This window comes from Elioraea sp. (assembly GCF_022842375.1).
Classification (GTDB): Bacteria; Pseudomonadota; Alphaproteobacteria; order Acetobacterales; family Acetobacteraceae; genus Elioraea_A.
Map to the genome: position 1 here is coordinate 1 of NZ_JALHPR010000044.1, position 23,048 is coordinate 23,048.

19 protein-coding genes are annotated in these 23,048 nt (G+C 70.9%); 13 read left to right on the forward strand and 6 right to left on the reverse strand.

The features are described 5' to 3' along the window. Together Q0C38_RS21600 and Q0C38_RS21605 are read right to left on the reverse strand one after the other, a co-directional pair. The coding region (locus Q0C38_RS21600; protein ID WP_291299206.1) for a response regulator at positions 1 to 2,002 on the reverse strand (2,002 nt) is incomplete at its 3' end. Positions 2,003 to 2,031: 29 nt separating this feature from the next. After that, positions 2,032 to 3,354 carry an aspartate aminotransferase family protein gene (locus tag Q0C38_RS21605; protein ID WP_291299207.1) on the reverse strand — a complete coding sequence of 441 codons (1,323 nt, stop codon included), beginning with the start codon at positions 3,352 to 3,354 and terminating at the stop codon, positions 2,032 to 2,034. 237 nt (positions 3,355 to 3,591) lie between these two features. Here Q0C38_RS21605 and Q0C38_RS21610 point away from each other — a divergent pair, with 237 nt between their 5' ends. The 4 genes from Q0C38_RS21610 (at position 3,592) to Q0C38_RS21625 (ending at position 6,617) form a co-directional block, all read left to right on the forward strand. After that, complete coding sequence (locus Q0C38_RS21610) at positions 3,592 to 4,269, forward strand: glutathione S-transferase family protein (RefSeq protein WP_291299208.1); 678 nt, start codon at positions 3,592 to 3,594, stop codon at positions 4,267 to 4,269. A gap of 5 nt (positions 4,270 to 4,274) precedes the next feature. Further along, on the forward strand, positions 4,275 to 5,114 hold the full coding sequence (locus Q0C38_RS21615) for a VOC family protein (RefSeq protein WP_291299209.1): 840 nt from the start codon (positions 4,275 to 4,277) through the stop codon (positions 5,112 to 5,114). 159 nt (positions 5,115 to 5,273) lie between these two features. Further along, positions 5,274 to 5,408, forward strand: coding sequence for a hypothetical protein (locus tag Q0C38_RS21620; protein ID WP_291299210.1), 135 nt, complete (start codon positions 5,274 to 5,276; stop codon positions 5,406 to 5,408). A gap of 219 nt (positions 5,409 to 5,627) precedes the next feature. Then, positions 5,628 to 6,617 (forward strand): hypothetical protein, encoded by a 990-nt coding sequence (locus tag Q0C38_RS21625; protein ID WP_291299211.1) that lies wholly within the window; start codon positions 5,628 to 5,630, stop codon positions 6,615 to 6,617. A 45-nt stretch (positions 6,618 to 6,662) separates the two neighbouring features. On the opposite strand, the gene Q0C38_RS21630 is transcribed toward Q0C38_RS21625, so the two are convergent. Beyond that, on the reverse strand, positions 6,663 to 7,151 hold the full coding sequence (locus Q0C38_RS21630; protein ID WP_291299212.1) for an isoprenylcysteine carboxylmethyltransferase family protein: 489 nt from the start codon (positions 7,149 to 7,151) through the stop codon (positions 6,663 to 6,665). Then, complete coding sequence (locus tag Q0C38_RS21635; protein WP_291299213.1) at positions 7,148 to 8,002, reverse strand: folate-binding protein YgfZ; 855 nt, start codon at positions 8,000 to 8,002, stop codon at positions 7,148 to 7,150. The genes Q0C38_RS21630 and Q0C38_RS21635 overlap by 4 nt, the downstream gene beginning before the upstream one ends. A gap of 95 nt (positions 8,003 to 8,097) precedes the next feature. On the opposite strand from Q0C38_RS21635, the gene Q0C38_RS21640 reads away from it, so the two are divergent. The 7 genes from Q0C38_RS21640 to Q0C38_RS21670 are packed head-to-tail and all read left to right on the forward strand — an operon-like array spanning position 8,098 to position 16,363. After that, complete coding sequence (locus tag Q0C38_RS21640; protein WP_291299214.1) at positions 8,098 to 9,072, forward strand: glycosyltransferase family 9 protein; 975 nt, start codon at positions 8,098 to 8,100, stop codon at positions 9,070 to 9,072. Further along, a complete protein-coding gene (locus tag Q0C38_RS21645) occupies positions 9,069 to 9,851 on the forward strand; it encodes a glycosyltransferase family 2 protein (protein ID WP_291299215.1) in 783 nt (260 codons plus the stop codon). The genes Q0C38_RS21640 and Q0C38_RS21645 overlap by 4 nt, the downstream gene beginning before the upstream one ends. Beyond that, the gene (locus Q0C38_RS21650) at positions 9,848 to 10,876 is read left to right on the forward strand and encodes a glycosyltransferase (protein ID WP_291299216.1); all 1,029 of its coding nucleotides are present in this window, start codon (positions 9,848 to 9,850) and stop codon (positions 10,874 to 10,876) included. Before Q0C38_RS21645 ends, Q0C38_RS21650 begins: the two co-directional genes overlap by 4 nt. Further along, positions 10,876 to 12,651, forward strand: coding sequence for an asparagine synthase (glutamine-hydrolyzing) (asnB, locus tag Q0C38_RS21655; protein ID WP_291299217.1), 1,776 nt, complete (start codon positions 10,876 to 10,878; stop codon positions 12,649 to 12,651). The genes Q0C38_RS21650 and asnB overlap by 1 nt, the downstream gene beginning before the upstream one ends. A gap of 16 nt (positions 12,652 to 12,667) precedes the next feature. Further along, a complete protein-coding gene (locus Q0C38_RS21660) occupies positions 12,668 to 14,020 on the forward strand; it encodes a dihydroorotase (protein WP_291299218.1) in 1,353 nt (450 codons plus the stop codon). A 25-nt stretch (positions 14,021 to 14,045) separates the two neighbouring features. Continuing rightward, complete coding sequence (locus Q0C38_RS21665) at positions 14,046 to 15,275, forward strand: cellulase family glycosylhydrolase (RefSeq protein WP_291299219.1); 1,230 nt, start codon at positions 14,046 to 14,048, stop codon at positions 15,273 to 15,275. A 17-nt stretch (positions 15,276 to 15,292) separates the two neighbouring features. Continuing rightward, complete coding sequence (locus Q0C38_RS21670) at positions 15,293 to 16,363, forward strand: 2OG-Fe(II) oxygenase (RefSeq protein ID WP_291299220.1); 1,071 nt, start codon at positions 15,293 to 15,295, stop codon at positions 16,361 to 16,363. Between the two features lie 3 nt (positions 16,364 to 16,366). On the opposite strand, the gene odhB is transcribed toward Q0C38_RS21670, so the two are convergent. Both odhB and Q0C38_RS21680 read right to left on the reverse strand, forming a co-directional pair. Next, on the reverse strand, positions 16,367 to 17,593 hold the full coding sequence (gene odhB, locus Q0C38_RS21675) for a 2-oxoglutarate dehydrogenase complex dihydrolipoyllysine-residue succinyltransferase (RefSeq protein ID WP_291299221.1): 1,227 nt from the start codon (positions 17,591 to 17,593) through the stop codon (positions 16,367 to 16,369). Between the two features lie 69 nt (positions 17,594 to 17,662). Beyond that, positions 17,663 to 20,494, reverse strand: coding sequence for a 2-oxoglutarate dehydrogenase E1 component (locus Q0C38_RS21680; protein WP_291299224.1), 2,832 nt, complete (start codon positions 20,492 to 20,494; stop codon positions 17,663 to 17,665). Between the two features lie 304 nt (positions 20,495 to 20,798). Here Q0C38_RS21680 and Q0C38_RS21685 point away from each other — a divergent pair, with 304 nt between their 5' ends. Next, on the forward strand, positions 20,799 to 21,710 hold the full coding sequence (locus tag Q0C38_RS21685) for a fumarylacetoacetate hydrolase family protein (protein ID WP_291299222.1): 912 nt from the start codon (positions 20,799 to 20,801) through the stop codon (positions 21,708 to 21,710). A 93-nt stretch (positions 21,711 to 21,803) separates the two neighbouring features. Then, positions 21,804 to 23,048: DUF3300 domain-containing protein (locus Q0C38_RS21690; RefSeq protein ID WP_291299223.1), on the forward strand; the 1,245-nt coding region annotated here is incomplete at its 3' end.

A 23,048-nucleotide genomic window follows, 5' to 3' on the forward strand; every position in this document is an offset into this window, starting at 1 on the left:
AGGCGGCGGCAACGGCCCGTGCGGCGGCGGCGAGCCCGAGCCTGTCGCCGCGCCGGATGGCGGCCTCGGCTTCGGCGAGCGCGGCAGCGCCCTCCGCCGTCTGCCGTTCGACGAAGCGGGAGAAATCGGCAGGCGTCAGGGTGGAGCGGACGAGGGTGACGGTTTCGTCGTCCAGCAGCGGCAGCCCGGCATCGGAGGAGGGCAGTGTCGCGCCGCGGCGCGTGCCGATCCGGCCCAGGGCCGCCATCAGCGCAGCGGTGGCGACGGGCTTGCTGATGACCCCGTTCATGCCGGCGGCAAGGAAGGTCTCGTGCTGGTCGGGCAGCACATGGGCGGTGACGGCGATCACCGGGATCTGGCCCACGGGCGGCGGCATCGCGCGGATCAGCCGCGTCGCCTCGAGCCCGTCGATGCCGGGCATCTGCACATCCATCAGCACCGCGTCATAGGGTTCCTCGCGCAGCCGGCGCAGTGCCTCGGTGGCATCGGCGGCAAGGTCGCACTGGTGGCCGTGGCGCTCCAGCATGGCAGCGAGCAGGCGGCGGTTGGTCGGAACGTCATCGACCGCGAGCAGGCGAAGGGTGCGGCCCTCCTGCCGGCTTTCCGCCGCGAGGTCGGCAGCCGTGGCGGCCGGGAAAGGCAGCATGGCGCGCACCGTTTCGCTGCGACCCGCGCCGGCGCGCGCGCGGGTGAGCCTGCCGCCGAGCGCCTCGGCAAGCGCGATCGCCGGCGAGAGCCCGTCGGCCAGGTCCTGGCCAGGCCACGCCTCCCGCAACTCCACCGTCTCGAAGGCCTGCGCCGGCAGCGAGGCGGAGGTCGCATCGCCGACGAGCAGCGCAAGCTCGCTCCCCTCCTGCCGCACCGCCACGCCGAGGGTCGCGCTGGGGCCGAGCGGCAGCAGCCTGACGATCAGCGCCTTCAGCAGACGAACGAAGCGCGGCGCATCGCCGATCACCAGGTCAGGCTGGCTGCGTGTCTGCCCGGCTGCCATTCCAGTTGCGATGCTGGGGGCCTGCACCAGCGCCGCGCGGCCGCCGAGTTCGGTCACGCGTGTCTCGAGCGCGCGCAGCACATCGCCCACCGTCTCGGCCGGGTCGAAGGCGGTGCGCACCGGATCGCTCCTGCCGGCGGCCAGCGACGCGGCGTCGGCCAGTGCGTCGGAGAGGTCGAGCAGGTCCTCGGCGGCATCGAGCGCGGCGCGCGTCGCGCGCACCGTCTCGGCATCGAGGAAGGGCACGTCGAGCACCATGCCGAAGGTGCCGGCGATCCGGTGCAGCGGCCCGGCGAGGTCGCGCGCGGTGGCAGCCAGCATCGGCGCGCCGGCGAACACCGGCGGCGGGGCGGGAAGGCCGAACCCATCCTCGTCGCCGCGCGGCAGGCCGCGGACGATGACGAGCCCCACGGTCGCAAGCGCGAGCATCGCGACGAGGAAGGCGCCGGTCGCCAGCGCCTCGGTCTGCCGCACGCGTTCGAGCCGGCGGAGTGCCTGCGCCGCCTGTACCGACGCGGAGGCATCGAAGGCGAGCGCCAGTTCCGCGAGCGGTTCGCGCAACGGCGGCAACAGCCGCGTCAGCTCGATGACGGCGGACTGCGGCATCGCAGCACCCTGGCTCGCCGGGACGGATGCCGTGGCGCCGAGCAGGTCATCGATCCGCGCGACGAGGGCATCGAGCTGGGCCAGCGTCTCCTCGAAGCGGGGGAGGGACGCGAAGTGGACGCGCCACTCGTCGCCGCGCACGCGCGCGATCGCGGCGACGAAGCCCTCGTAGCGTTGCCGCAGCAGCACCGGTGGCGCGCCGGCCAGCGTCTCGAGTGCTGCGGCATAGAGCCGCGCCTGATCGAGGGCGAGGCCCGCGGCATCGAACCGCCCAGGCTCTGCCGAGAAACGCTCGAGCGTCTCGATCGCGCGCTGCGAGGCAAGGTGCGACCACACCGTGCCTCCCGCCGTCGCGACGACGCCCAGCGCGAGGCCGCCAAGCAGCAGCCGCGTCGCGGAGCCCATCGCCGTGTCGCTTCCCTGGCGCGGCTGGTTCAGGCCGCCTCTGCCCGCACGGCCTTGTCGAGCGTGTCGAAGATGCGGTCGACATGCTGCTTCTCGATCGTCAGCGGCGGCGACAGCGCCACGATGTCGCCGGTCACGCGCACCAGCAGTCCATCGTCGAAGCAGCGCTGGAACACGCGCGTCGCACGCTCGGTGGGCTTGTCCTTCACCGGCTCGAGCTCGATGCCAGCGATCAGCCCGCATTCGCGAATGTCGGTCACGAGCGGGTTGGCGCGGAGGCTGTGCGCGGCCTCCTGCCAGTAGGGCTGGATCGCGCGCACGCGGCCGGCGAGATCATCCTCCTGGTGGATGCGGATCGAGGCGATGGCGGCCGCGCAGGCGAGCGGGTGGCCTGAATAGGTGTAGCCGTGGAAGAACTCGATGCCGCCCGGCACGCCGTTGACCACCGTCTCGTACACGTCGTTCGAGACGGCGACCGCCCCCATCGGCACGGCGGCGTTGGTCAGCCCCTTCGCCATCGTCGCGATGTCGGGCATCACGGCGAAATGCTCTGCCGCGAAGCCCGAGCCGAGGCGCGAGAAGCCGGTGATCACCTCGTCGAAGATGAGCAGGATGCCGTGCTTCGTGCAGAGCTCGCGCAGCCGCTTCAGATACCCCTTGGGCGGCACGAGAACGCCGGTCGAGCCCGCGACCGGCTCGACGATCACCGCGGCAATGGTGTCGCCATGCAGCTTCACGAGATCCTCGAGATGATCGGCGAGATTGGCGCCGTGCTCGGGCTCGCCGCGGGTGAACAGGTTCTGCCCCGGCAGGTGGGTGTGCGGCAGGTGATCGACATACGGAAGCTGCGCGCCGAACTGCCGGCGGTTGGCGACGATGCCGCCGACGCTCATGCCGCCGAAGCCGCAGCCATGGTAGCCGCGCTCGCGGCCGACGAGGCGCTGGCGATGCCCCTGCCCGCGCGCGCGGTGGTAGGCGAGCGCCATCTTGAGCGCTGTGTCGGCGCTCTCGCTGCCCGAGTTGGTGAAGAAGATGCGGTCGAGCCCGTCAGGCGTGAACTCGGCGAGCTTGGCGGCGGCCTCGAAGGCGATCGGGTGGCCCATCTGGAAGGTCGGCGCGAAATCCATCTCGTCGGCCTGCGCCTTGATCGCCTCGGCGATCTCGCGCCGCCCATGGCCCGCGTTCACGCACCAGAGGCCGGCGGTGCCGTCGAGCACCTCGCGTCCCTCGGGCGTGTAGTACGACACACCCTCCGCGCGGGCGAGCAGGCGGGGGCCTGCCTTGTAGTTCCGGTTGGCCGTGTACGGCATCCAGAACGCGTCGAGATTGTTCGGGCGAAGCGTGACATTCATGGGGGCGTGCTCCTTGGCAGCCCGGGTTCCCGGGACGGCGCCGCAGGGTGGCACCGCCAGCCTTTCTCTTCAACAGATGGGCCTCCGCTTCAACTCATGCCTGTCCCTTCAACCCATGCCTGTCCCTTCAACCCATGCTGCCGCCTCGACTGATGCCTGCGGGCTCGACAGCCGGGATGGGCAGGCCCTGTCCCGCATGGCATCGTTGCACGACAGAGATTCATTGCGGAGGCCCTGATGCCAGACGGCACGCTCTATATCGGCACCAAGCGCAACTCGTCCTGGAGCCTGCGCGGCTGGCTGCCGGTGCACATGGCGGGCCTCGAGGTCGAGGAGGTGCTGATCCCGCTCGGCCAGCCCGACACGGCCGCCCGCATCACCGCAATCTCGCCCAACCGGCTCGTGCCCTGCCTGCACCATCATGGCGCGGTGATCTGGGAGAGCATCGCGATCGCCGAATACTGTGCCGAACTCGCCCCCGCGCTGTGGCCGACCGAGGCGCGGGCGCGTGCCCATGCGCGCGCCATCTCGGCCGAGATGCATGGTGGGTTCCGCGGCCTGCGCCAGGCGATGTGGATGAACACGGGGAAGGATTTCGCCGCCCGCGCCGCCGGCCACGGCCGCACGCCCGAGGCGCTGTCCGACATTGCGCGGATCGAGGCGCTCTGGGCCGACACGCGGGCGCGGTTCGGCGAGGGCGGGCCTTATTTGTTCGGCGCCACGTTCACCCTGGCGGATGCGATGTATGCGCCCGTCGTCACCCGCTTCATCACCTGGGCGCCGGAGCTGAGCGCGGCGAGCAGGGCCTATGTCGCTGCCGTGCGCGCGCACCCGCTCGTCGCCCGCTGGTACGACGAGGCCGATGCCGAGCCTGTGGCCTGGCAGCAGGCGAAATACGAGACGGTGGTGGGCTGAGCCCGATGGCAGCAACCACCCTCGACCATGTCGGCATCGCCGGGCGCGACCTCGATGCGCTGGCCGATGCCTATGCCGCCCTCGGCTTCACCCTCACCCCCTTCGCCCAGCATCACGCCCCCGGGGCGGACGGGGTGGCGCGCCCGATCGGCACCGGCAACCGCTGCGCGATGCTGCGGCAGGGCTATCTCGAGCTGATCGCGGTGGTCGACCCGGCGCTGCCCTCGAATACGCTCGACCGGTTCCTCACGCGCTACGAGGGGCTGCACATCATCGCCTTTGGCATCGACGACGCGGAAGCCGAGCTTGCCCGACTGCGGGCCGACGGCATCGCCATCCCCGGAATCGCCTGGCTCGAACGGCCGGTCGACACGCCCGAGGGGGGGCGCACGGCGCGCTTCGCCCGGCTGCCGCTGCCGGAGGCTCCGGAGGGGCGCATCCAGCTCATTCGCCACCTGACGCCGGAGCTGCTGTGGCAGCCGGGGCTGCTCGACCATCCGAACCACGCGGTGTCGCTGATCGAGACGGTGCTGGCGGTCGAGGACCCGGACGCGGTGGCGGCGCGGCTTGGCCAGCTGGCCGGTTCGCCGCCGCGCGCGGAGGGGGATGACCGGGTCGTGGCGATGGGCGAGGGGCGGCTCAGGGTCGTGGCGCAGGCGGCTGTCGGGCGGCTGTTCCCGGGGCTTGCCGTGCCCTGCCTGCCCTTCATCGCTGGCCTCGTGATCGGCACCGATGACGGGGCGGCGTCCATCGCTCGCCTCGCCGCCGGGCGCGGCCGTGCGGTGCCCGGCGGCTTCCTGGTCGATGCCGCACAGGCCGGGGGGGCAGCGCTGCTGTTCGTCTGACGGCCGGGAAATCCCGCGACGCGGATGGCGGCCGGGATGGCGCGTCGCAGGTGGCCGTGTCGCTCCGTTGAGATAGGAAATGACTCCTATATTGAGGCGGCTGTTCGAAGTGCGCAGCAGGATGGCTGCATCCTGTTCACGGCTGACCGGTGCTTCGCCGTGCAGGGCAACGATGGCGACGTCGTCATGTTCGCCGGGCCGGAAGAGTTCCTGCGCGAGGCCCTGCCCGACCAGGAGTTCAGCCCCGCCTTCCTCGCCAGAGGTCGTTGGCCGCGCGGAAGCCGAGCAGGGTGAGGGCAGCATTGAGGGCGTTCTTGCTCACTCCGCGCCCTTCATGCTCGGGCGGTGACGGGCCGCGCCGCGTGCAACCTCCGGCCATCCACGCGGTTGACATGGTCGTGACAACCCTTCCGCACGCGGGAACGTCCGCCCTTGACTCTCTACCCTGTGGAAAAACTATTCACGAACTCGCGTGCGCGCAGTAGTGTGAGGCAATTGGCGGGGACCTCACACATGCCCAAGGCGTGTGTGCTGCCCATCACCGACCAGGATTGCGTGACCGAGATGGACGCAAAGCTACGCTCGACATGGACCACCAAGGCCGCGCAGGCCGGGCACGGCCCGACTGCGTCCATGAGTGCCAGCGCGATCGCGGCGCTGCCGGTCCTGCCCACGCTGTTCAGCACCGCATCGGCCGAAACGCGCCGCTCCGAGCAGGCTGCGTCCGAGGCGACGAACCCGGCCTACGAGTCGTCCTCGCACACCAGCGGCGAGACCGACGCCGCCGTTCCGGTGCTGCCTGCGCGCCAGATCGCGCCGACCCTTCCGTCCGACCCGTCCAACACAGCGACCGCCCCCGTCCGGATCAGCGACCTCGCGCCCACGAAGGGAGAGAATGAGGACGGCCAGGCCTGCCGGTCCGGCGACCCTGCGTCGACCGATGCCGGCCAGGGACTGTCGAGGCCCGGCGAGGGGCAGGACAGGTCCGCCGCGAGCCAGAAGGGGGCGCAGGACCAGGGCGCACCGCTGCCGCATTGCTCCATCGAATTCGACCCCGACGCCGATGACTCCGAGGTCGTCGCCCACGCGCCAAAGGCATCGACGACGCCGACCAAGGCAGCCGCCGCCCAGGCGGCCGCGACGATCGAGGCCGCGGCCAAGCAGGCCGACAAGGTGCCGGATGCCGCGCAGGCCAATGCCGCGCAGGCCGATGCCGCCGCCGCAACGGCCGAGACGGCTGCCGCGATCGCCGTTGCCACCAGCACGACATCGCCGGCAAGCGATGCCCCGCTGCTCGTCACCGATGCGACGAAGGGCGTCGGGTCAGCCGTGATCGACCCGGCGCTGCCCACCAACAGCGTCGTCTTCGCCTCCGACATGCCGCCGATGACGCTGCCTGACAGCCCAGCGACGCCGACTCCGGATGTGTTGGCCCAGGCCCTGTCGATGCCCGGCGCGATCCTGCCGCCCGTCCCGCTGTTCGATCACCTGCTCATCGGCTGATCCAACCCGGCGAACTGCACGGGCTAAGCTGCTCCAGGCATGGCTCTAGAGCCAGCGCCGAACGCGCGCCTTGTAGGCCACGTAGGGCGCGCCGAAGCGGGCGGCGAGATACGGCTCCTCCCGCGCGATCACCAACCGGTCCATCACCACGAGGACGGGCGCGAGCAGCAGCAGCGCCCAGGTGCTGGCCACCGCGAGCGCAAGCCCCGCGTAGAGCGCGGTGACGCCGACATACATCGGGTTGCGGCTGATCGCGTAGGGGCCGCGCTGCACCAGCCGCGTGGCGGCCTGCCAGGTCGGGATGCCGGTGCCGGCGCGGCGGAACAGCCAGGCCGACCAGAGCGCGAAGCAGGTGCCGAACACCATGAGCATGCTCGCCGCGCCGTGCCGCACGCCATCGGGGAGGAAAGCCGCGACCGGCAACAGCCTGTCGAGGCCGAGGCCAAGCAGGAACGCCGCGCCATAGAGCACGGGCGGGTGGACCGCGACCGGCGGCGGGGCATTGTCGAGCCCGCCTTGTGGGTGTGCCGTCACGGCGCGCTTGCCTCGCCTGAAGCATCCTCGGGCGCCATCCACGGCAGCGGTGCGGGGGTGAGCGTCGCTTCGCCGGCCGTGAGGGGGCCGCCCATCGCATCTGTCCGCAGCATGGCCAGGGCCAGGGCGCCCCGGCCTGAGCGCACGGTGCCGACCTCCGCGCCGTCCCGCAGCACGGGTGTGCCTGGGGCCGGCAGCGGGCCCGAGACCGCGACGGGAACGAGGTGCCGCTTCACCAGGCCGCGATACTTCGTCCGCGCCGTCAGCTCCTGACCCATGTAGCAGCCCTTGGTCCAGGACACGCCGCCCAGGAGCTCGAACCACGCCTCGAGCAGCAGGGTGCGATCGGCCTCGAGATCACGGCTGCCGTCAGGCAGGCCAAGCGCGAGGCGATGAGCGTCCCACGCCGTCCAATCGGCCGTGGCCGGTGGTGCGTCGGCCAAGGGAAACACCCCGCGCCAGCCTGCCTCGGGCAGGCGCGGATCGGGCGCGGCGAGGCCCCCGGGAACCACCGACATGCCCCAGCCGGCGGCAACGACGATGCCCGGCGAGATGTCGGCGACCGTCACCTTCGCCCGCAGCCGGAATCGCGAGAGGCGCTGGGCCAGGTCAGGCGCACGCTCGCGCTCGCATTCGAGCACCAGCCGGCCAGAGTCGTTCATGCCGGTATCGGCGAGGATGAAGAACTCATGCACCCACTTGCCCTGCGGCGTCAGCAGCGCCGACCACGGCGCGCGCCCGGGCGCTGCCTCCCGCACGTCGGCCGAGACGAGGCCCTGAAGGAACGTGACCCTGTCGGGCCCTTCGACGGCGACGGCGCCGCGATGTGGCAGGTGCGCGATGCTTTCCATGCTTCGCGATATGGAAGGCGTGACGCGTCCGCACAAGCGCCGCAGCCCAAGCTGTGGTCCTGACAGCGGCGCCGGCCTCGGCTACAAGCGCCGCGATGCGCATCCTGTTCGTCACCGCGACCCGGATCGGCGACGCGGTGCTGTCGACCGGCCTGCTCGACCATCTGCTGCGCGCGCATCCGGGCGCTGCCGTCACGATCGCCTGCGGCCCCGCTGCCGCTGGCGTGTTCGCGGCATGCCCCAATGCGGAACGGGTGATCGCACTGCCGAAGCAGCGCTTCGGGCTGCACTGGCTTTCGCTCTGGCGGGCGGTGGCGGCCACGCGGTGGGACATCGCGGTCGACCTGCGCGGCTCGGCGCTCACCCACATGATCCGCGCGGGCGAGCGGCATGTGATGCGCGGCGGGCGGAAGGCGGGGCACCGCATCGCGCAGCTCGGCGCGGTGCTCGGCCTCGACCCGCCACCGCTGCCCGTCGCCTGGACGCGGCCTGCCGATGATGCGCGCGCTGCCGCCCTCCTGCCGCCGGGCGCGCCGGTCATCGGCCTCGGCCCGACCGCGAACTGGCCCGGCAAGGTGTGGGATGCGAACCGCTTCGTGGCCCTGTTCGATCGGCTGGCCGCCGCCGACGGGCCGCTGCCTGGCGCGCGTGCTGCGGTGTTCGCCGGCCCCGGCGAGGCGGAGCGTGCGCTGGCGGCCCCGGTTCTCGCCGCCCTGCCGCGCTCACGCACGATCGACCTCGCGGGCACGCTCACCCTGCCCGAGGCCGCTGCCGCACTCGCGCGCTGTTCGCTCTATGTCGGCAACGATTCGGGGCTGATGCATCTTGCCGCCGCCGCTGGTGCGCCGACGCTCGGCCTGTTCGGACCCTCGCCGCCGGAGGACTATGCCCCCGTCGGCCGCCGCGCGGCGTTCGTGCGCACGAAGGAGACGGTGCACGAGCTCGTCGCCACGCCCGGCTATGACCACCGCACGACTGGAAGCCTGATGGGCTCTCTCACCGTCGAGGTGGCGTTCGCCGGTGCCGTCGCGCTGCTCGCGCGCGTGGCCGCACCGCAGGCCGCGCAATGAGCGCGCCGAAGCTCTCGGCACTGGTGGTCGCGCGCAACGAGGAACAGCGCCTCGCCGCGTGCCTCGCGACGCTGCGTTTCGCCGACGAGATCATCGTCGTGCTCGACCGCTCGACTGATGCGTCCACCACCATCGCGGCCGAGGCGGGCGCGCGCGTGATCGAGGGCGCGTGGCCGGTGGAGGGGGAGCGTCGCAACTCAGGCCTTGCCGCCTGCACCGGCGACTGGATCCTCGAGGTCGATGCCGATGAGCACGTGCCGCCGGCACTCGCGGCCGAGATCCGCTCGGTCATCGCAACGAGCGGCTTCGCCTGGCATGAGATCCCGCTCGACAACTACATCGGCACCCATCTCGTCCGCCACGGCTGGGGCGGGTCGTTCGGCACCTCGGCCGTGCCGCGCCTGTCGCGCCGCGGCGCGAAGCACTGGGGGATGCAGCGCGTGCACCCCTCGCTGCGCTGGACGGGCGCGCAGGGGCCGCGGCTGACGCACGCCTTCCTGCACTACGTCGATCGCGACATCAGCGACATGATGCGACGGCTCGACCGCTACGCGTCGGCACGGGCGGCCGACATGCTGGCGTCAGGCGACATCGGCACGCTCTCCGGCAACCTGCGCCGCTTCGTCTCGCGGTTCTGGAAGTGCTTCTTCGCGCGGAAGGGCTATCGCGAGGGCGGCTGGGGGCTTCTCATCGCGCTCTGCGCGGGGCTCTATCCGCTGCTCGCGCACCTGAAGGCGCGGCTGGAACCCGAACGTCACCGTCCAGACGGTGCGGCGTGACGAAGGTGGCGATGGTGATGGCAGGCGCGCATCACGGCGGGGCGGAGACATTCTTCGTCCGCCTCGTCTCGGCACTCGCCGCGTCGGGCGAGGATGTGATGGCGCTGATCCGCAGCGACCGGGAGCGCGAGGCAGCCCTGGCCGCCGCCGGCGTGCCGGTGCGCGGCTTCGCCTTCGGCGGGCCGCTCGACCTGCTGACGCGCCCGCGCCTTGGCCTCGCCCTCCGCCGCTTCGCGCCGCGCGTCGTCGTCTCCTGGATGAACCGCGCGGCGGGCAAGACGCCGCGGGGGCCGTGGGTTCAGGTGGGGCGCCTCGGCGGCTACTATGACCTCCGGCACTACCGCGCCTGCCACCACCTCGTCGGCAACACCGAAGGCATCGTGCGCTACATCATCGACCAGGGCTGGCCGGCGGAGCGTGCGCATCACCTGCCGAACTTCACGCCTGACCTGTCCGGCGGCGAACCGGTTTTGCGCAGCGACCTCGGCGTGCCGGAGGGCGTTCCGCTGCTGCTGGCACTCGGCCGGCTTCACCGCAACAAGGGGTTCGATACGCTGGTCACCGCACTGGCCGACATCGGCGACGCGCATCTCGTCATCGCCGGCGAGGGGCCGGAGCGCGAGGCGCTGATGGCGCTTGCAGCCCGGCATGGCGTTGACGATCGCGTCCACCTCCTCGGCTGGCGTGATGACCAGGCGGCATTGCTCGCAGCCGCCGACATCCATGTCTGCCCATCGCGGCACGAGCCGCTCGGCAACGTCGTGCTGGAGGCGTGGTCAGCCGAGCGGCCGGTGATTGCCACGGTGGCGCAGGGGCCGCTTGAGGTGATCACCGACGGCGTTGACGGTGTCCTCGTGCCGATCGATGAGCCGGAGGCCCTGGCGCGCGCGATCACCGCGCTGATCGCCGATCCCGCGCGGGCGCGCACGCTCGCCGCGGCCGGGCGGGCGTCATGGGCCGCCCGTTACGCACCCGAACCCGTCATCGCGCGCTGGCGGCACTTCCTCGCCACGGTGGCTGCCTGATGTGCGGCATCGCCGGCTTCGCGCTGAAACCCAACGCCACCGTGCCGGATGGCGCGATGGCGGCGCTTGACGCAGCGCTCGCCCATCGCGGGCCTGATGGCGCCGGTGTTCATGCGGCACCGGGGGCTGCGCTGCTGCAACGCCGGCTGGCGATCATCGACCTCGCGACCGGTGACCAGCCGCTGTTCGAGCCTGGCGGGGCCGTGCTCGTCGCGAATGGCGAGATCTACAACTACGTGGAGCTGAAGCGCGACACGCTTGCCGGCACTGCCTTCGCGACGGGGAGTGACTGCGAGCCGCCGCTGCATCTTTATCGCCGCGACGGGATTGGCTTCGTCGACCACCTGCGCGGCATGTACGCGATCGCGATCCATGACCGTGCGGCGCGCCGCGTCGTGCTCGCGCGCGATCCTTTCGGCATCAAGCCCCTCTACCTCGCCGACACGGAGGCCGGAATCGCCTTCGCCTCGGAACCTGGTGCGCTGCTCGACGCCGGGCTCGTGCAGCGCGGGCTCGACCGGCCAAAGCGCGACGAGCTGCTCGAGCTCCAGTTCACCACGGGCGCCGAGACGGTGTTCCCCGGCATAAGGCGCCTGCTGCCGGGCGAGGTGGTGGCGATCGAGGATGGCCGCATCGTCGCCCGCCACCGCCAGGCGGCCCTGCCCGATGGAGGGCCGGAAGTGATCGGCGAAAAGGACGCGATCGCGCGCCTCGACGCGGCGCTGACCGACAGCATCGCGGTACACCAGCGGGCCGATGTTCCCTACGGGCTGTTCCTGTCGGGCGGCATCGACAGTGCCGCGGTGCTTGCGGTGATGACACGGTTGAACGAACGCCCGGTGCTTGCCTTCACCGCTGGCTTCGATGTTCCCGGCGCTGCCGATGAGCGTGCGGCCGCGCGCGCCGCCGCCGCGGCCGCGGGTGCGGCGCATGTCGAGGTGACGGTGACGGAGGCGGATTTCTGGGCGCACCTGCCCGTGATCGCCGCGGCGATGGACGACCCCGCCGCCGACTACGCCATTGTCCCGACCTGGCTGCTCGCCCGCCGCGCGCGGCAGGACGTGAAGGTGGTGCTGTCGGGCGAGGGCGGCGACGAGATGTTCGGCGGCTATGGCCGCTACCGCTCCGCCATGCGGCCATGGTGGCTCGGCGGGCGGGTGATGCGTGCGCGCGGCATGCTCGAACGCCTCGGCCTCAGGCGCGACCTCGCCCCGGGCTGGCGCGATGGGATGGAAGGTGCGGCCGCTGCCGCAGCGGCACCAGGGCGCACGCGGCTGATGGCCGCACAGGCGACCGACATGGTCGATTGGCTGCCGAACGACCTTCTCGCCAAGCTCGATCGTTGCCTGATGGCCCACGGGCTCGAGGGCCGCACGCCGCTGCTCGACCCCGCCATCGCCGCCGCCGCCTTCCGCCTTCCCGATGCGCTGAAGGTGCGCGACGGAATCGGCAAATGGGCGCTGCGCGCCTGGCTCGCCGAGGCGATGCCGGAAGCGCGGCCCTTCGCGAAGAAGCAGGGCTTCACCGTTCCCGTCGGTGCCTGGATCGGTGCGAGGGCGGATCGGGTGCGCGCGCTGCTCGCGGCCGACGAGGCCGTGACGGCTGTGGTGCGCGCGGACGCGCTCGGCGATCTTTTCCGCCTGCAGGGCGGAGCGATGGGCAAGCACCAGGCCTTCGCCGCGTGGTCGCTGCTCTACTACGCGCTCTGGCATCGCCGGCATGTGCGCGGATTGATGCCGACAGGCGACGTGTTCGAAACGCTGAGCGAACGTTGAGCGAGGGGAGGGGATGATGGCGGAACACTATGACCTGCTGATCCGTGGCGGCACCGTGGTGCTGCCCTGGGGTGAGGCTGCGACCAATCTCGGCGTGCGTGCCGGGCGGATCGTATCGCTCGCCGCCGGGCAGGGGGCGACGGCCGCGACGGTGCTCGACGCGCGCGGGCTGATGGTCCTGCCTGGCCTGATCGATGCGCATGTGCACCTGCGCGAACCCGGCAACGAGGCTGTCGAGACGATCGCAACAGGGACGAAGGCGGCGGCACTCGGCGGGCTCACCGCGGTGTTCGACATGCCGAACACGCGGCCCGCCATCGTCGATGCCGCGACGCTCGCCTGGAAGCGCGCGTTCATCACCGGCCGCGCCTTCGTCGACATGGGCCTCTATGTCGGCGGCATGAAGGCCAACATCCCCGACCTCGCCGCGCTCGAGCAGGAGCCCGGCGTGTGCGCGATCAAGATCTTCGCCGGCTCCTCGACCGGCGACCTGCTGGTGGAGGACGATGCGTCACTTGAACGGGTGATGCGCAGCGGCTACCGCCGCATCGCCTATCACAGCGAGGACGAGTACAGGCTCCAGGAGCGCGCGCCCCTCTACAAGGTGGGTGACCCGCATTCGTCGCATGCCGAGTGGCGCGATGTTGAGTGCGCCTTCCTCGGCACGCGGCGGCTGATGGCACTCGCGCGCAAGACCGGGCGGCGGGCGCATATCCTGCACGTCTCGACGGCGGAGGAACTCGCCTACATGCGTGACTATCGCGATATTGCAACGATCGAGGTGCTGGTCAACCACCTGACGCAGGTCGCCCCCGACGTGTACGACACGTTGAAGGGCTTCGGCGTGATGAACCCGCCGATCCGCGACCGGCGCCACTACGATGCCGCCTGGGCCGCGGTGGCCGACGGCACCGTCGATGTCATCGGCTCCGACCATGCGCCGCATGCAGCCGAGCTCAAGATGAAGCCCTGGCCGCAATGCCCGGCTGGGCTGACGGGCGTGCAGACGCTGGTTCCCGTGATGCTCGATCATGTGAACGCAGGCCGCCTCTCGCTCGGCCGTCTGGTCGATCTGATGTGCGCAGGGCCGGCGCGCGTCTACGGCATCGTCGGCAAGGGGCGGATCGCGGCCGGCTACGACGCCGATTTCACCCTTGTCGACATGAAGGCGCAGCGGACGATCACGAATGACTGGATCGTCTCTCCCTGCGGCTGGACCCCGTTCGACGGCATGCGCATCACCGGTTGGCCGATGGCAACGGTGGTACGTGGCGAGATCGTGATGCGCGAGGACACACTTCTCGGCGAGCCGCGCGGCGCGCTGGTGCGCTTCGGCGATACGCTGCGCGCTGCTGCAGACGCTGCATGAGGACGTAACGGTCGGGGCCGGAACGATGAGCACACCCTACGCGCGGATGGCGCAAGGGCTTGGCGTGAACATCGAGCGCGGCTTCGCCTATCTCGCCGGCGGCGGCGGCAGGCCCCGAGCATTTTCCGCCGAGAATGCACGCTACCTGCGTGACAACGGCGTCAGCTGGGTGCGCGTGTTCTTCGACTGTTTCCAGGTGCCTGGCCAGGGGAGCGACTTCGTCTCCCCCAATCTCCAGCGCATCATCGAGGGGCGGTCGGGCGAGGGCATCCTCGGCTTTCCGGCACCCTTCCGCTGGCCCTGGGCGCCTGGCACCACGATCGTGCCCAACCGCACGGTGGTGCGTGCGGGCGTGCGCGTGCGCGCTGGCATGCCCTACCCGTTCGTGCGCATCGGCCGTGCCGATTCGGTCGAGCTTGCCGGCGAGCGCACCGACGCCCCCGACACGGAGCAGCCGCGCGAGCTGCGCCTGATGCAGCCCTCCTTCTTCCTCAACAACGAGGAGGGCAAGCTGAGGCGGTACTTCGACACCTGGGCCGCGAGCATCGATGCGCTCATCGGTGCCGGCCTCGTCGTGGTGTGGACGATCTTTGGCAAGAACCTCCGCGACTATGCCGAAGCCAGCGGTGCTCCGGGTGGCTTCGGCTATGGCCCGATCGATGCGATAACGGAAGGATGGGCTGCCTGGGCCGCCGGCCGCTGGAACGCAGATGACCTCGTGATCGAGGAGCAGAACGAGGCCGTCTACGACAGCTGGGACCAGTGGCGCCCGATCCGCGACGCGCGGCTCTCAGCCCTTCGCCGCGGCGCGCCCGAGCATTGGCTGATGGTCGGCGGCCATCGCTGGGGCAGCCTGAACTCGTTGACTGCGATGACGCCGTGGGCCGATCCGCGCCGCGGCGGGGCGCGCGTGATCTATTCCTGGCACGGCTACGAGCCTGCCTCGGTTCCGGCGGCAGACCTCGTGCGCCGTGGTGCGGAGTGGGGCAGGCGGAACCGCGTTCCCGTGGCGATCGGCGAGTGGGACACCGGCAACGCAACATTCGGCAGCCGGTTCGAGAACGATGCCGATCCGCGCCGTGTCGCGAGGCTTGCCGAGATGCGCGATGCGGCGCGCGCCGCCGGCCACCCGCTCGCCTACTGGTGCGTCCGGCAGCAGCCGGGGCACCGCATCCTCAACAGCGTCGAGGACCAGGGCGGGGCCGACCGGGTTCGTTTTCTTCCCGAGATACTTCCTGTATTCAAGGGAGCGTAACGTTTCGGGAGAAGGCGATGGCCGGGAAGCCGTTTCCTTACACGCGCGGCGACAGCGTTCCGCTTTTCAACGCGCCCTGCGCTGGCAATCCGCGCTTCGCCTTCGGGAGCGTGGCGGGCCGCTATGTCGTGCTCGCCTTCCTCGGCAGCGCGGCGCAGCCCCCCGTCGCTGCCGCGCTCGCGGCACTCGCGCCGCATGAGCGCGTGTTCGATGATGAGCGCGCCTGCTTCTTCGGTGTCACCGTCGATGCCGATGATGTCGCGGCGGGGCGCCTTGCCGATCGCCCTGGCCTGCGCTTTTTCGACGACCATGCCCTTGCCGTCAGCCGCCTCTACGGCGCGCTTGGCGATGACGGGGTGTTCCAGGCCTTCGCGCTGCTGATCGACCCGGGGCTTCGCGTGCTTGAGGCCGTTCCGCTGTCGCAACTCGGCACACTCGCCGCCTCCATCCCCGCGCTGCCTGAGATCGGCGCACATGCCGGCATGGAGGTGCATGCGCCGGTGCTGATCCTGCCGCGCGTGTTCGAGCCGGAGTTCTGCGCGGCACTGATCGCTGCCTGGCATGGCGGCGAGCGCACCGCGAGCGGCTTCATGCGCGAGGTCGACGGCCGCACGGTCGAGATCAGGGACCCGGGCTTCAAGCAGCGCCAGGACCATACGCTCGAGGACCAGGCGCTGATGACCGGCGCGCGCGAGCGCATCCTCCGCCGCGTCATCCCCGAGATTGCCAAGGCCTTCCAGTTCCAGGTGACGCGGATGGAACGCTATCTCGTCGCGCGCTACGCCGCTGGCGAGGGGCATTTCCGCGCGCATCGCGACAACACGACGAAGGGAACCGCGCATCGGCGCTTTGCCGTCAGCATCAATCTCTGCGCCGAGAATCACGAGGGCGGAGACCTGCGCTTCCCCGAGTTCGGCACGCGCAGCTACAAGCCTGCGACGGGGGCTGCCGTGGTGTTCGGCTGCGGCCTGCTGCACGAGGTGCTGCCGGTGACGAAGGGCGAGCGCTTCGCCTTCCTGCCCTTCCTGTACGACGATGCGGCAGCGGCGATCCGCGTGGAGAATGCGCGGTTCCTCGGCACAGGCTGAGGCTCAGACCTCGAGCAGCAGCCGCTCGGGCGCCTCGATCGCTTCCTTGATGCGCACGAGCGCGCTCACCGCCTCGCGGCCGTCGATGATGCGGTGGTCATACGACAGGGCCACGTACATCATCGGGCGGATCACCACCTGCCCGCCGATCGCCACAGGCCGTTCCTCGATCTTGTGCATGCCGAGGATGGCCGATTGCGGCGGGTTCAGGATCGGGGTGGACATCAGCGAGCCGAACACCCCACCGTTGGTGATCGAGAATGTTCCGCCCGACATCTCGTCGAGCGTCAGCGCGCCGTCGCGCGCCTTCCTGCCGAACGCCGTGATCGCGCCCTCGATACCGGCGATCGACAGCGTCTCGGCGTTACGCAGCACCGGCACGAGGAGGCCCGTGGGGCCCGAGACGGCAATGCCGATGTCCATGTAGTGGTGCAGGACGATCTCCTCGCCCTCGATCGCGGCGTTCACGTTCGGGAACTCGGTGAGTGCCGCGACGCAGGCCTTCACGAAGAAGCCCATGAAGCCGAGCCGCACGCCGCCGTGCTTCTTCTCGAACGCGTCCTTGTACTTCGTCCGCAGTGCCATCACCGCCGACATGTCGATCTCGTTGAACGTCGTCAGGATGGCGGCGGTGTTCTGCGCCTCCTTCAAACGCCGCGCGATGGTCATGCGCAGGCGCGTCATCTTCTGCCGCTGCACCGCGCGCGCGCCCGCAGGTGCGGCGGGGGCTGGTGCGGGTGCAGTTGCCGCGGCGGGCTTGGGCGCCGGAGCAGGCGCGGGCGCCGGCTTCGCGCCGCCCTCGATCACCTTCAGCACGTCGGCCTTCGTCACCTGGCCTGCCTTCCCGGTGCCCGACACGGCGGCGGGAGAGACGCCGGCATCGGCCATCAGCTTCGCAGCGGCCGGCAGCGGCGGGCGCGGGGCGCCGGAAGCGGTGGCGGGTGCTGCCGCAGGCTTCGGCGCCTCCGCCGGCTTCGCGGCGGCAGCGGACCCGGCAGCGCCGATCGTGCCGAGAACGGCACCGACCTCGACCTCGGCGCCTTCGGCCGCGACGATCGCCTCGATCACGCCGGCGGCGGGGCTTGGCACCTCCACCGTCACCTTGTCGGTCTCGAGCTCGACGATCGGCTCGTCGGCCGCCACGGCCTCGCCCGCCTTCTTCATCCAGCGCGCGACGGTGGCGGTGCTGACGCTTTCACCGAGGGCGGGAACCTTGATCTCGACCGACATGCATGACCTTCAGCGCAAGGGATGGTGTGGAGGCAGATGAGCCCGCGCAGGCGCCGGGCGCAACCCGACTCAGATCGTGAGTGCGTCCTCGACCAGCGCCGCCTGCTCGGCGTTGTGGACCTTGTAGAAGCCCGTCGCCGGGCTCGCCGCCTCGCGCCGGCCGATGTAGCGCGGCCGCGCGCCCGGCCCCATGCCAGACCGGCCCGCATCGGCGAGGGAGGCTTCGATGCGGCGGTCGAGGAAGGTCCAGGCCCCCATGTTCTCGGGCTCCTCCTGGCACCACACGACCTCGGCGTTCGGATACTGCGCGAGCAGTTTTGCGAGTGTCTTGCGCGGGTACGGATAGAGCTGTTCGAGGCGGATCAACGCCACGTCGCGGATGCCCTTGTCGCGGCGCGCCTGCAGCAGGTCGTAGTAGACCTTGCCGGTAGAGAGCACGACGCGGCGCACATCGGTATCGGGCACGAGCGCGTCGGTCTCGGGGATGACGAGCTGGAAGGACGAGCCCGGGCCGAAATCGGCCAGCGACGACACCGCGAGCTTGTGGCGCAGCAGCGATTTCGGGGTCATCACGACGAGCGGCTTGCGGAAGTTCCGCTTCAGCTGCCGCCGCAGCGCGTGGAAGTAGCTCGCCGGCGTGGTGAAGTTGCACACCTGCATGTTCCGCTCGGCGCAGAGCTGGAGATAGCGCTCGAGCCGCGCCGAGGAATGCTCCGGCCCCTGGCCCTCGAACCCGTGCGGCAGCAGCATGACGAGGCCCGACATGCGCAGCCACTTCGATTCGCCCGAGGCGAGGAACTGGTCGATGATCACCTGCGCGCCGTTGGCGAAGTCGCCGAACTGCGCCTCCCACAGCACCAGCGCCTTCGGATCGGCCAGCGTGTAGCCATACTCGAAGCCGAGTACGCCGACCTCGGACAGCAGCGAGTTGAACACCTCGATCGTCGCCTGCCCATCCTTGATGTGGTTCAGCGGCGTGTATTCGGCCTGGGTGTTCTGGTCGATCAGCACGGCGTGGCGATGGCTGAACGTGCCGCGCTGGCAGTCCTCGCCCGACAGCCGCACGAAATGGCCTTCCTGGAGCAGCGTGCCGAAGGCGAGCGCCTCGCCGGTCGCCCAGTCGATGCCCTCGCCGGTCTCGATCATCGCGCGCTTGGCTTCGAGCTGGCGGGCGATCTTCGGATTGACGGCGAAATCATCAGGCACGTGGCTGATGGCAAGCCCCACCTCGCTGAGCGCGTCGAGCGGGACGGCCGTCGCATCTTCCTTCGCCTCGTCGTCCTTGGTGGCGGGAGCGAGGCCGGCCCAGCGGCCCTCCAGCCAGTCGGCCTTGTTCGGCTTGAAGGTCTTGCCCGCCTCGAACGCTTCCTCCAGCGCGGCGTTGAAGCGCGCCTGGATCGCCTCGCCCTCCGCCGCGGGAACGGAGCCTTCGGCGGCAAGGCGCTCGGCGTAGAGCGTGCGCGTGGTCTTCTGCGCGCGGATGGCCTTGTACATCAGCGGCTGGGTGAAGGCCGGCTCGTCGCTCTCGTTGTGCCCGTGGCGCCGATAGCAGACGATGTCGAGAACGGCATCGACGCCGAACTGCATGCGGAACTCGGTGAGCAGGCGGGCGCAGAACACCACGGCCTCGGGGTTGTCGCCGTTCACATGCAGGATCGGCGCCTGGATCGATTTCGCGATGTCGGTGCAGTAGAGGCCCGAATAGGCGTGCGCCGGAACGGTGGTGAAGCCGATCTGGTTGTTGACGATGAAATGCACCGTGCCGCCGGTGCGGTAGCCGATGAGCTGGCTCATCGCCAGCGTCTCCGCGACAAGCCCCTGGCCGGCGAAGGCGGCATCGCCGTGCATCAGGATCGCCATGGCCGAGCGCCGGCCGCGCCGGTCTCCCGTCATGTCCTGCTTCGCGCGGATCTTGCCGACCACGACGGGGTCGACCGCTTCGAGATGCGAGGGGTTCGGCTGCAGCGAGAGATGCACCATCCGCCCGGCGATCTCGACATCGGTCGAGGTGCCGAGGTGGTACTTCACGTCGCCCGAACCCTGCACGTCATCGGGGCTCGAGGCGTTGCCCTGGAACTCGCTGAACACCGCCGAGAACGGCTTCTTCATGACGTTGACGAGGGTGTTGAGCCGGCCGCGATGCGGCATGCCGATGGCGACCTCGACCACGCCGTTTGCCGCCGCCGTCTCGATCGCGGTCTGCACGGCGGGGATCACGCTCTCGCCGCCCTCGAGGCCGAAGCGCTTCGTGCCGACGAACTTCTTCTGGCAGAACACCTCGAAGCCCTCGGCCTCCGTCAGGTGCGTCAGGATGTCGCGCTTGGCCGAGGCGTCGAAGGCGGTGGTCCAGGGCGCGCCCTCGATGCGGCGCTGGATCCAGGATTTCTGGTCCGGGTCCTGGATGTGCATGAACTCGACGCCGATCGGCCCGCAATAGCTCGACCGCAGGATGGCGACGATCTCGCGCAGCGTGGCCGTCTCGCGGCCGAGCACGTGGTCGATGAAGATCGGCCGGTCCATGTCCGCTGGGCCGAAGCCGTAGGTGGCGGGGTCGAGCTCGGGGTGGGATTTCGGCGCCTCGAGGCCGAGCGGGTCGAGCTGCGCCTCGAGATGGCCGCGCACGCGGTAGGCGCGGATGAACATCAGCGCTCGGATGCTGTCGAGCGTGGCGGCACGGGCATCCGCGAGGGCGGGCTGGACACCCGATGGCGCCTGCGGCCGCGACATGCCGGCATTGGGCAATCCGCCGGAGGAGAGCGCCCCGAACAGCGCCGCCCAGCCAGGCTCGACCGACGCGTGGTCACCGGACCATTTGTCGTAGAGGCCGGCGACATAGGCCGCATCCCCTGATTTGATCCCATCGAGGAAGCTGTCGATGTTCAGCCCGGCGATCGCATCCATCGTGACCACGTACCGGCCCCGTCACGGACCGGCCCCTTGCTTGCGAACGTGTCCCCTCGCCGCGGCATGACCCGCCACGGCGCGTGGACGATACAGCGGCGCGCTGCTGCCGTCTGCCGGCATGCTGCTGCCCCCATCAGGAGCATACATAGACCAACGCCGCGTGAATGCGGCATGCGCAGGGCGCCCCCGTGGCCATGCACGGGCGGCATGGATGGCGCGACCCAGCCCTGGGGGTGACAGGCACCGCCGCTCCGGCGGAGTATCGCCCACCAAGGCGCAGAACAGGGTGGGGAAACGGGTGATGACGACACGGCTGGCGACGATCCTGGCTGACGGGAAAACCCGAATCGGGCTGGTGCTGGATGACGGCACGGCGCTGGACGGCCCGGCTGCCGCCCGCGCGGCCGGGGTCGACCCAGCCCCCCTGTCCGACATGGTCGCCACCATCCGCGCCTGGGCCACGCTCGGGCCTGTCCTCCGCGCGGCGGCGGCGAAGCCGCCCGCCGGGGCGGTTCTGGCCAAGGGGGCCTTCCGGCTGCTCGCCCCCATCCCGCGCCCTGCCAAGAACGTCTTCTGCGTCGGGCGGAACTATATCGAGCACGTGGCGGAGGGTGACCGCGCCGCCGGCCGCGAGACGACCGAGGCGCCCAAGTACCCCCAGTTCTTCACCAAGCCGCCGACGGCCGTGATCGGGCCGGACGAGACGGTTCCCTCCTACGCCGCGATCACCCGCGTGCTCGACTATGAGGTCGAACTCGCCCTGATCATCGGGACCGGGGGCAGCGACATCGCGCCCGACCGCGCGTTCGACCACATCTTCGGCTACACGGTGGCCAACGACATCACCGCGCGTGACCTCCAGCGCCGCCACGGCCAGTGGTTCAAGGGCAAGGGGCTCGACCGGTCCTGCCCCCTCGGCCCCTGGATCGTGCCGGCGGACGAGATCGCCAGCCCGCCCGACCTGCGCATCAGCCTGACGGTGAACGGCGAGGCGCGGCAGGACAGCCGCACCAGCCAGCTCCTGTTCGACATCCCGACGATCATCGCCACCCTCTCGCAGGGGCTGACCTTCGAGCCTGGCGACATCATCGCCACCGGCACGCCGTCGGGCGTCGGCTACGCGATGGTGCCGCCGCGCGTGCTCGGCCCCGGTGACGTGATCGAGGCGACCGTCGAGGGCATCGGCACGCTGACGACGCGCATCGTCGCCTGAGCGCGCGGCGAGGCCGGGCGGGGTTGATTTTCGTCAACGCCAGCGGCCGTCCACGACGATAGACTGGCCCCTCAAGGGTCGGGGAGCGTAGGCATGACGAGGTGGACGGCCGTGTTGCTTGCCGGCGTGGCGGCGCTGGCGCTTGGCGTCGGGCCGCCTTTTGCGCCAGCTTTTGCGCAGGCACCTCAGCGCGCGCCGGTTCCGGGCGCGGAGACGCCGAAGCTTGGCCCCGCGCAGCTCGATGACCTGCTCGAACCCTATGCCGGGGCGCCGCAGGACGCGGTCGGCCTCGTGCTCGACGCCGCCCGCTACCCGGCCGACCTCATGGCAGCCGATGCCTGGGCCAAGCGGCCTGCCGAGAGCCGCGGCGCGATGGACGAGAACTGGCCACCCCCGGTCAAGGTGCTGGCCGAACGGGCGCCACGCACCCTTGCCTATCTCGCCGGGAACATCGCCCAGACCTCGGCGCTCGGCTCCGCCTACGCCACGCAGCCCAATGACGTGTGGCTCGCCTACGGGCGGGTGACGACCCGGGCCGAGGAGGCAGCGGAGGCAGAGGCGCAGGCACGGACGCAGGAACCGGTCCAGGGTGCCCAACCCCAGCCCCAGCCCCAGCCCCAGGTGCAGGCAGAGGCGGCGCAGGCTGCCCCGCCCGCCGCTGCACCAGCAGCGGCCGCCCCGGCGGCGGCGCCCGCGACCACCACCGTGGTGCAGAACAGTGGCCCGAGCACCGTCGGCACGGCGATCGTCGCCGGCGCGATCGGCATCGGCGCTGGGCTCCTGCTCGGGGAGCTGCTCGAGGACGACGACGACGATTGGGGCTACGGCTATGGCGGGCCTGCCTATCCCCCGCCGCCCTACTACCCCAGGGGTTCGGTGGACCAGGAGGCGATCGCCGACCGCCAGGGCCAACGCCAGGACGCTGCAGGCGACCGCCAGGAGCAACGCCAGGACAGCCGTGGCGACCGGGCCGAGCCGCGCGCGGGCGACCGTGCCGAGGCAAGGACCTCGGGTGCCGATCGTCGCGCCGCCGCCACTGCAGATGCACGCGCGCCGCTGGGCGAGCTCGGCGCGCCTCAGAGGCAGGCGACCCAACAGGCGCGCCCCACAGCGCAGCCGCGCCCCGCGAGTTCGCCGCGCACCGCGCAGCAGCCGGTGCGCAGCGCGCCGCAGCAGGGCTTCGGGCCAACGGCTGGGGCGAATGACCGCACGGCGGTGAACCGAAGCAGGCCCGCCGCCTCCCCCCAGCGCAGTGCTGCGCCCCAACGCAGTGCCGCCCCCCAACGCAGTGCCGCCCCCCAACGCAGTGCCGCCCCCAACGCAGTGCCGCACCCCAGC

What these genes read in the sequence shown, in the direction of transcription:
- Q0C38_RS21605 (WP_291299207.1), bottom strand. Translation starts at nt 3,354, where the DNA reads ATGAATGTCACGCTTCGCCCGAACAATCTCGACGCGTTCTGGATGCCG.
- Q0C38_RS21610 (WP_291299208.1), top strand. Translation starts at nt 3,592, where the DNA reads ATGCCAGACGGCACGCTCTATATCGGCACCAAGCGCAACTCGTCCTGG.
- Q0C38_RS21615 (WP_291299209.1), top strand. Translation starts at nt 4,275, where the DNA reads ATGGCAGCAACCACCCTCGACCATGTCGGCATCGCCGGGCGCGACCTC.
- Q0C38_RS21625 (WP_291299211.1), top strand. Translation starts at nt 5,628, where the DNA reads ATGCCCAAGGCGTGTGTGCTGCCCATCACCGACCAGGATTGCGTGACC.
- Q0C38_RS21635 (WP_291299213.1), bottom strand. Translation starts at nt 8,002, where the DNA reads ATGGAAAGCATCGCGCACCTGCCACATCGCGGCGCCGTCGCCGTCGAA.
- Q0C38_RS21640 (WP_291299214.1), top strand. Translation starts at nt 8,098, where the DNA reads ATGCGCATCCTGTTCGTCACCGCGACCCGGATCGGCGACGCGGTGCTG.
- Q0C38_RS21645 (WP_291299215.1), top strand. Translation starts at nt 9,069, where the DNA reads ATGAGCGCGCCGAAGCTCTCGGCACTGGTGGTCGCGCGCAACGAGGAA.
- asnB (WP_291299217.1), top strand. Translation starts at nt 10,876, where the DNA reads ATGTGCGGCATCGCCGGCTTCGCGCTGAAACCCAACGCCACCGTGCCG.
- Q0C38_RS21660 (WP_291299218.1), top strand. Translation starts at nt 12,668, where the DNA reads ATGGCGGAACACTATGACCTGCTGATCCGTGGCGGCACCGTGGTGCTG.
- Q0C38_RS21665 (WP_291299219.1), top strand. Translation starts at nt 14,046, where the DNA reads ATGAGCACACCCTACGCGCGGATGGCGCAAGGGCTTGGCGTGAACATC.
- Q0C38_RS21670 (WP_291299220.1), top strand. Translation starts at nt 15,293, where the DNA reads ATGGCCGGGAAGCCGTTTCCTTACACGCGCGGCGACAGCGTTCCGCTT.
- odhB (WP_291299221.1), bottom strand. Translation starts at nt 17,593, where the DNA reads ATGTCGGTCGAGATCAAGGTTCCCGCCCTCGGTGAAAGCGTCAGCACC.
- Q0C38_RS21680 (WP_291299224.1), bottom strand. Translation starts at nt 20,494, where the DNA reads ATGGATGCGATCGCCGGGCTGAACATCGACAGCTTCCTCGATGGGATC.
- Q0C38_RS21685 (WP_291299222.1), top strand. Translation starts at nt 20,799, where the DNA reads ATGACGACACGGCTGGCGACGATCCTGGCTGACGGGAAAACCCGAATC.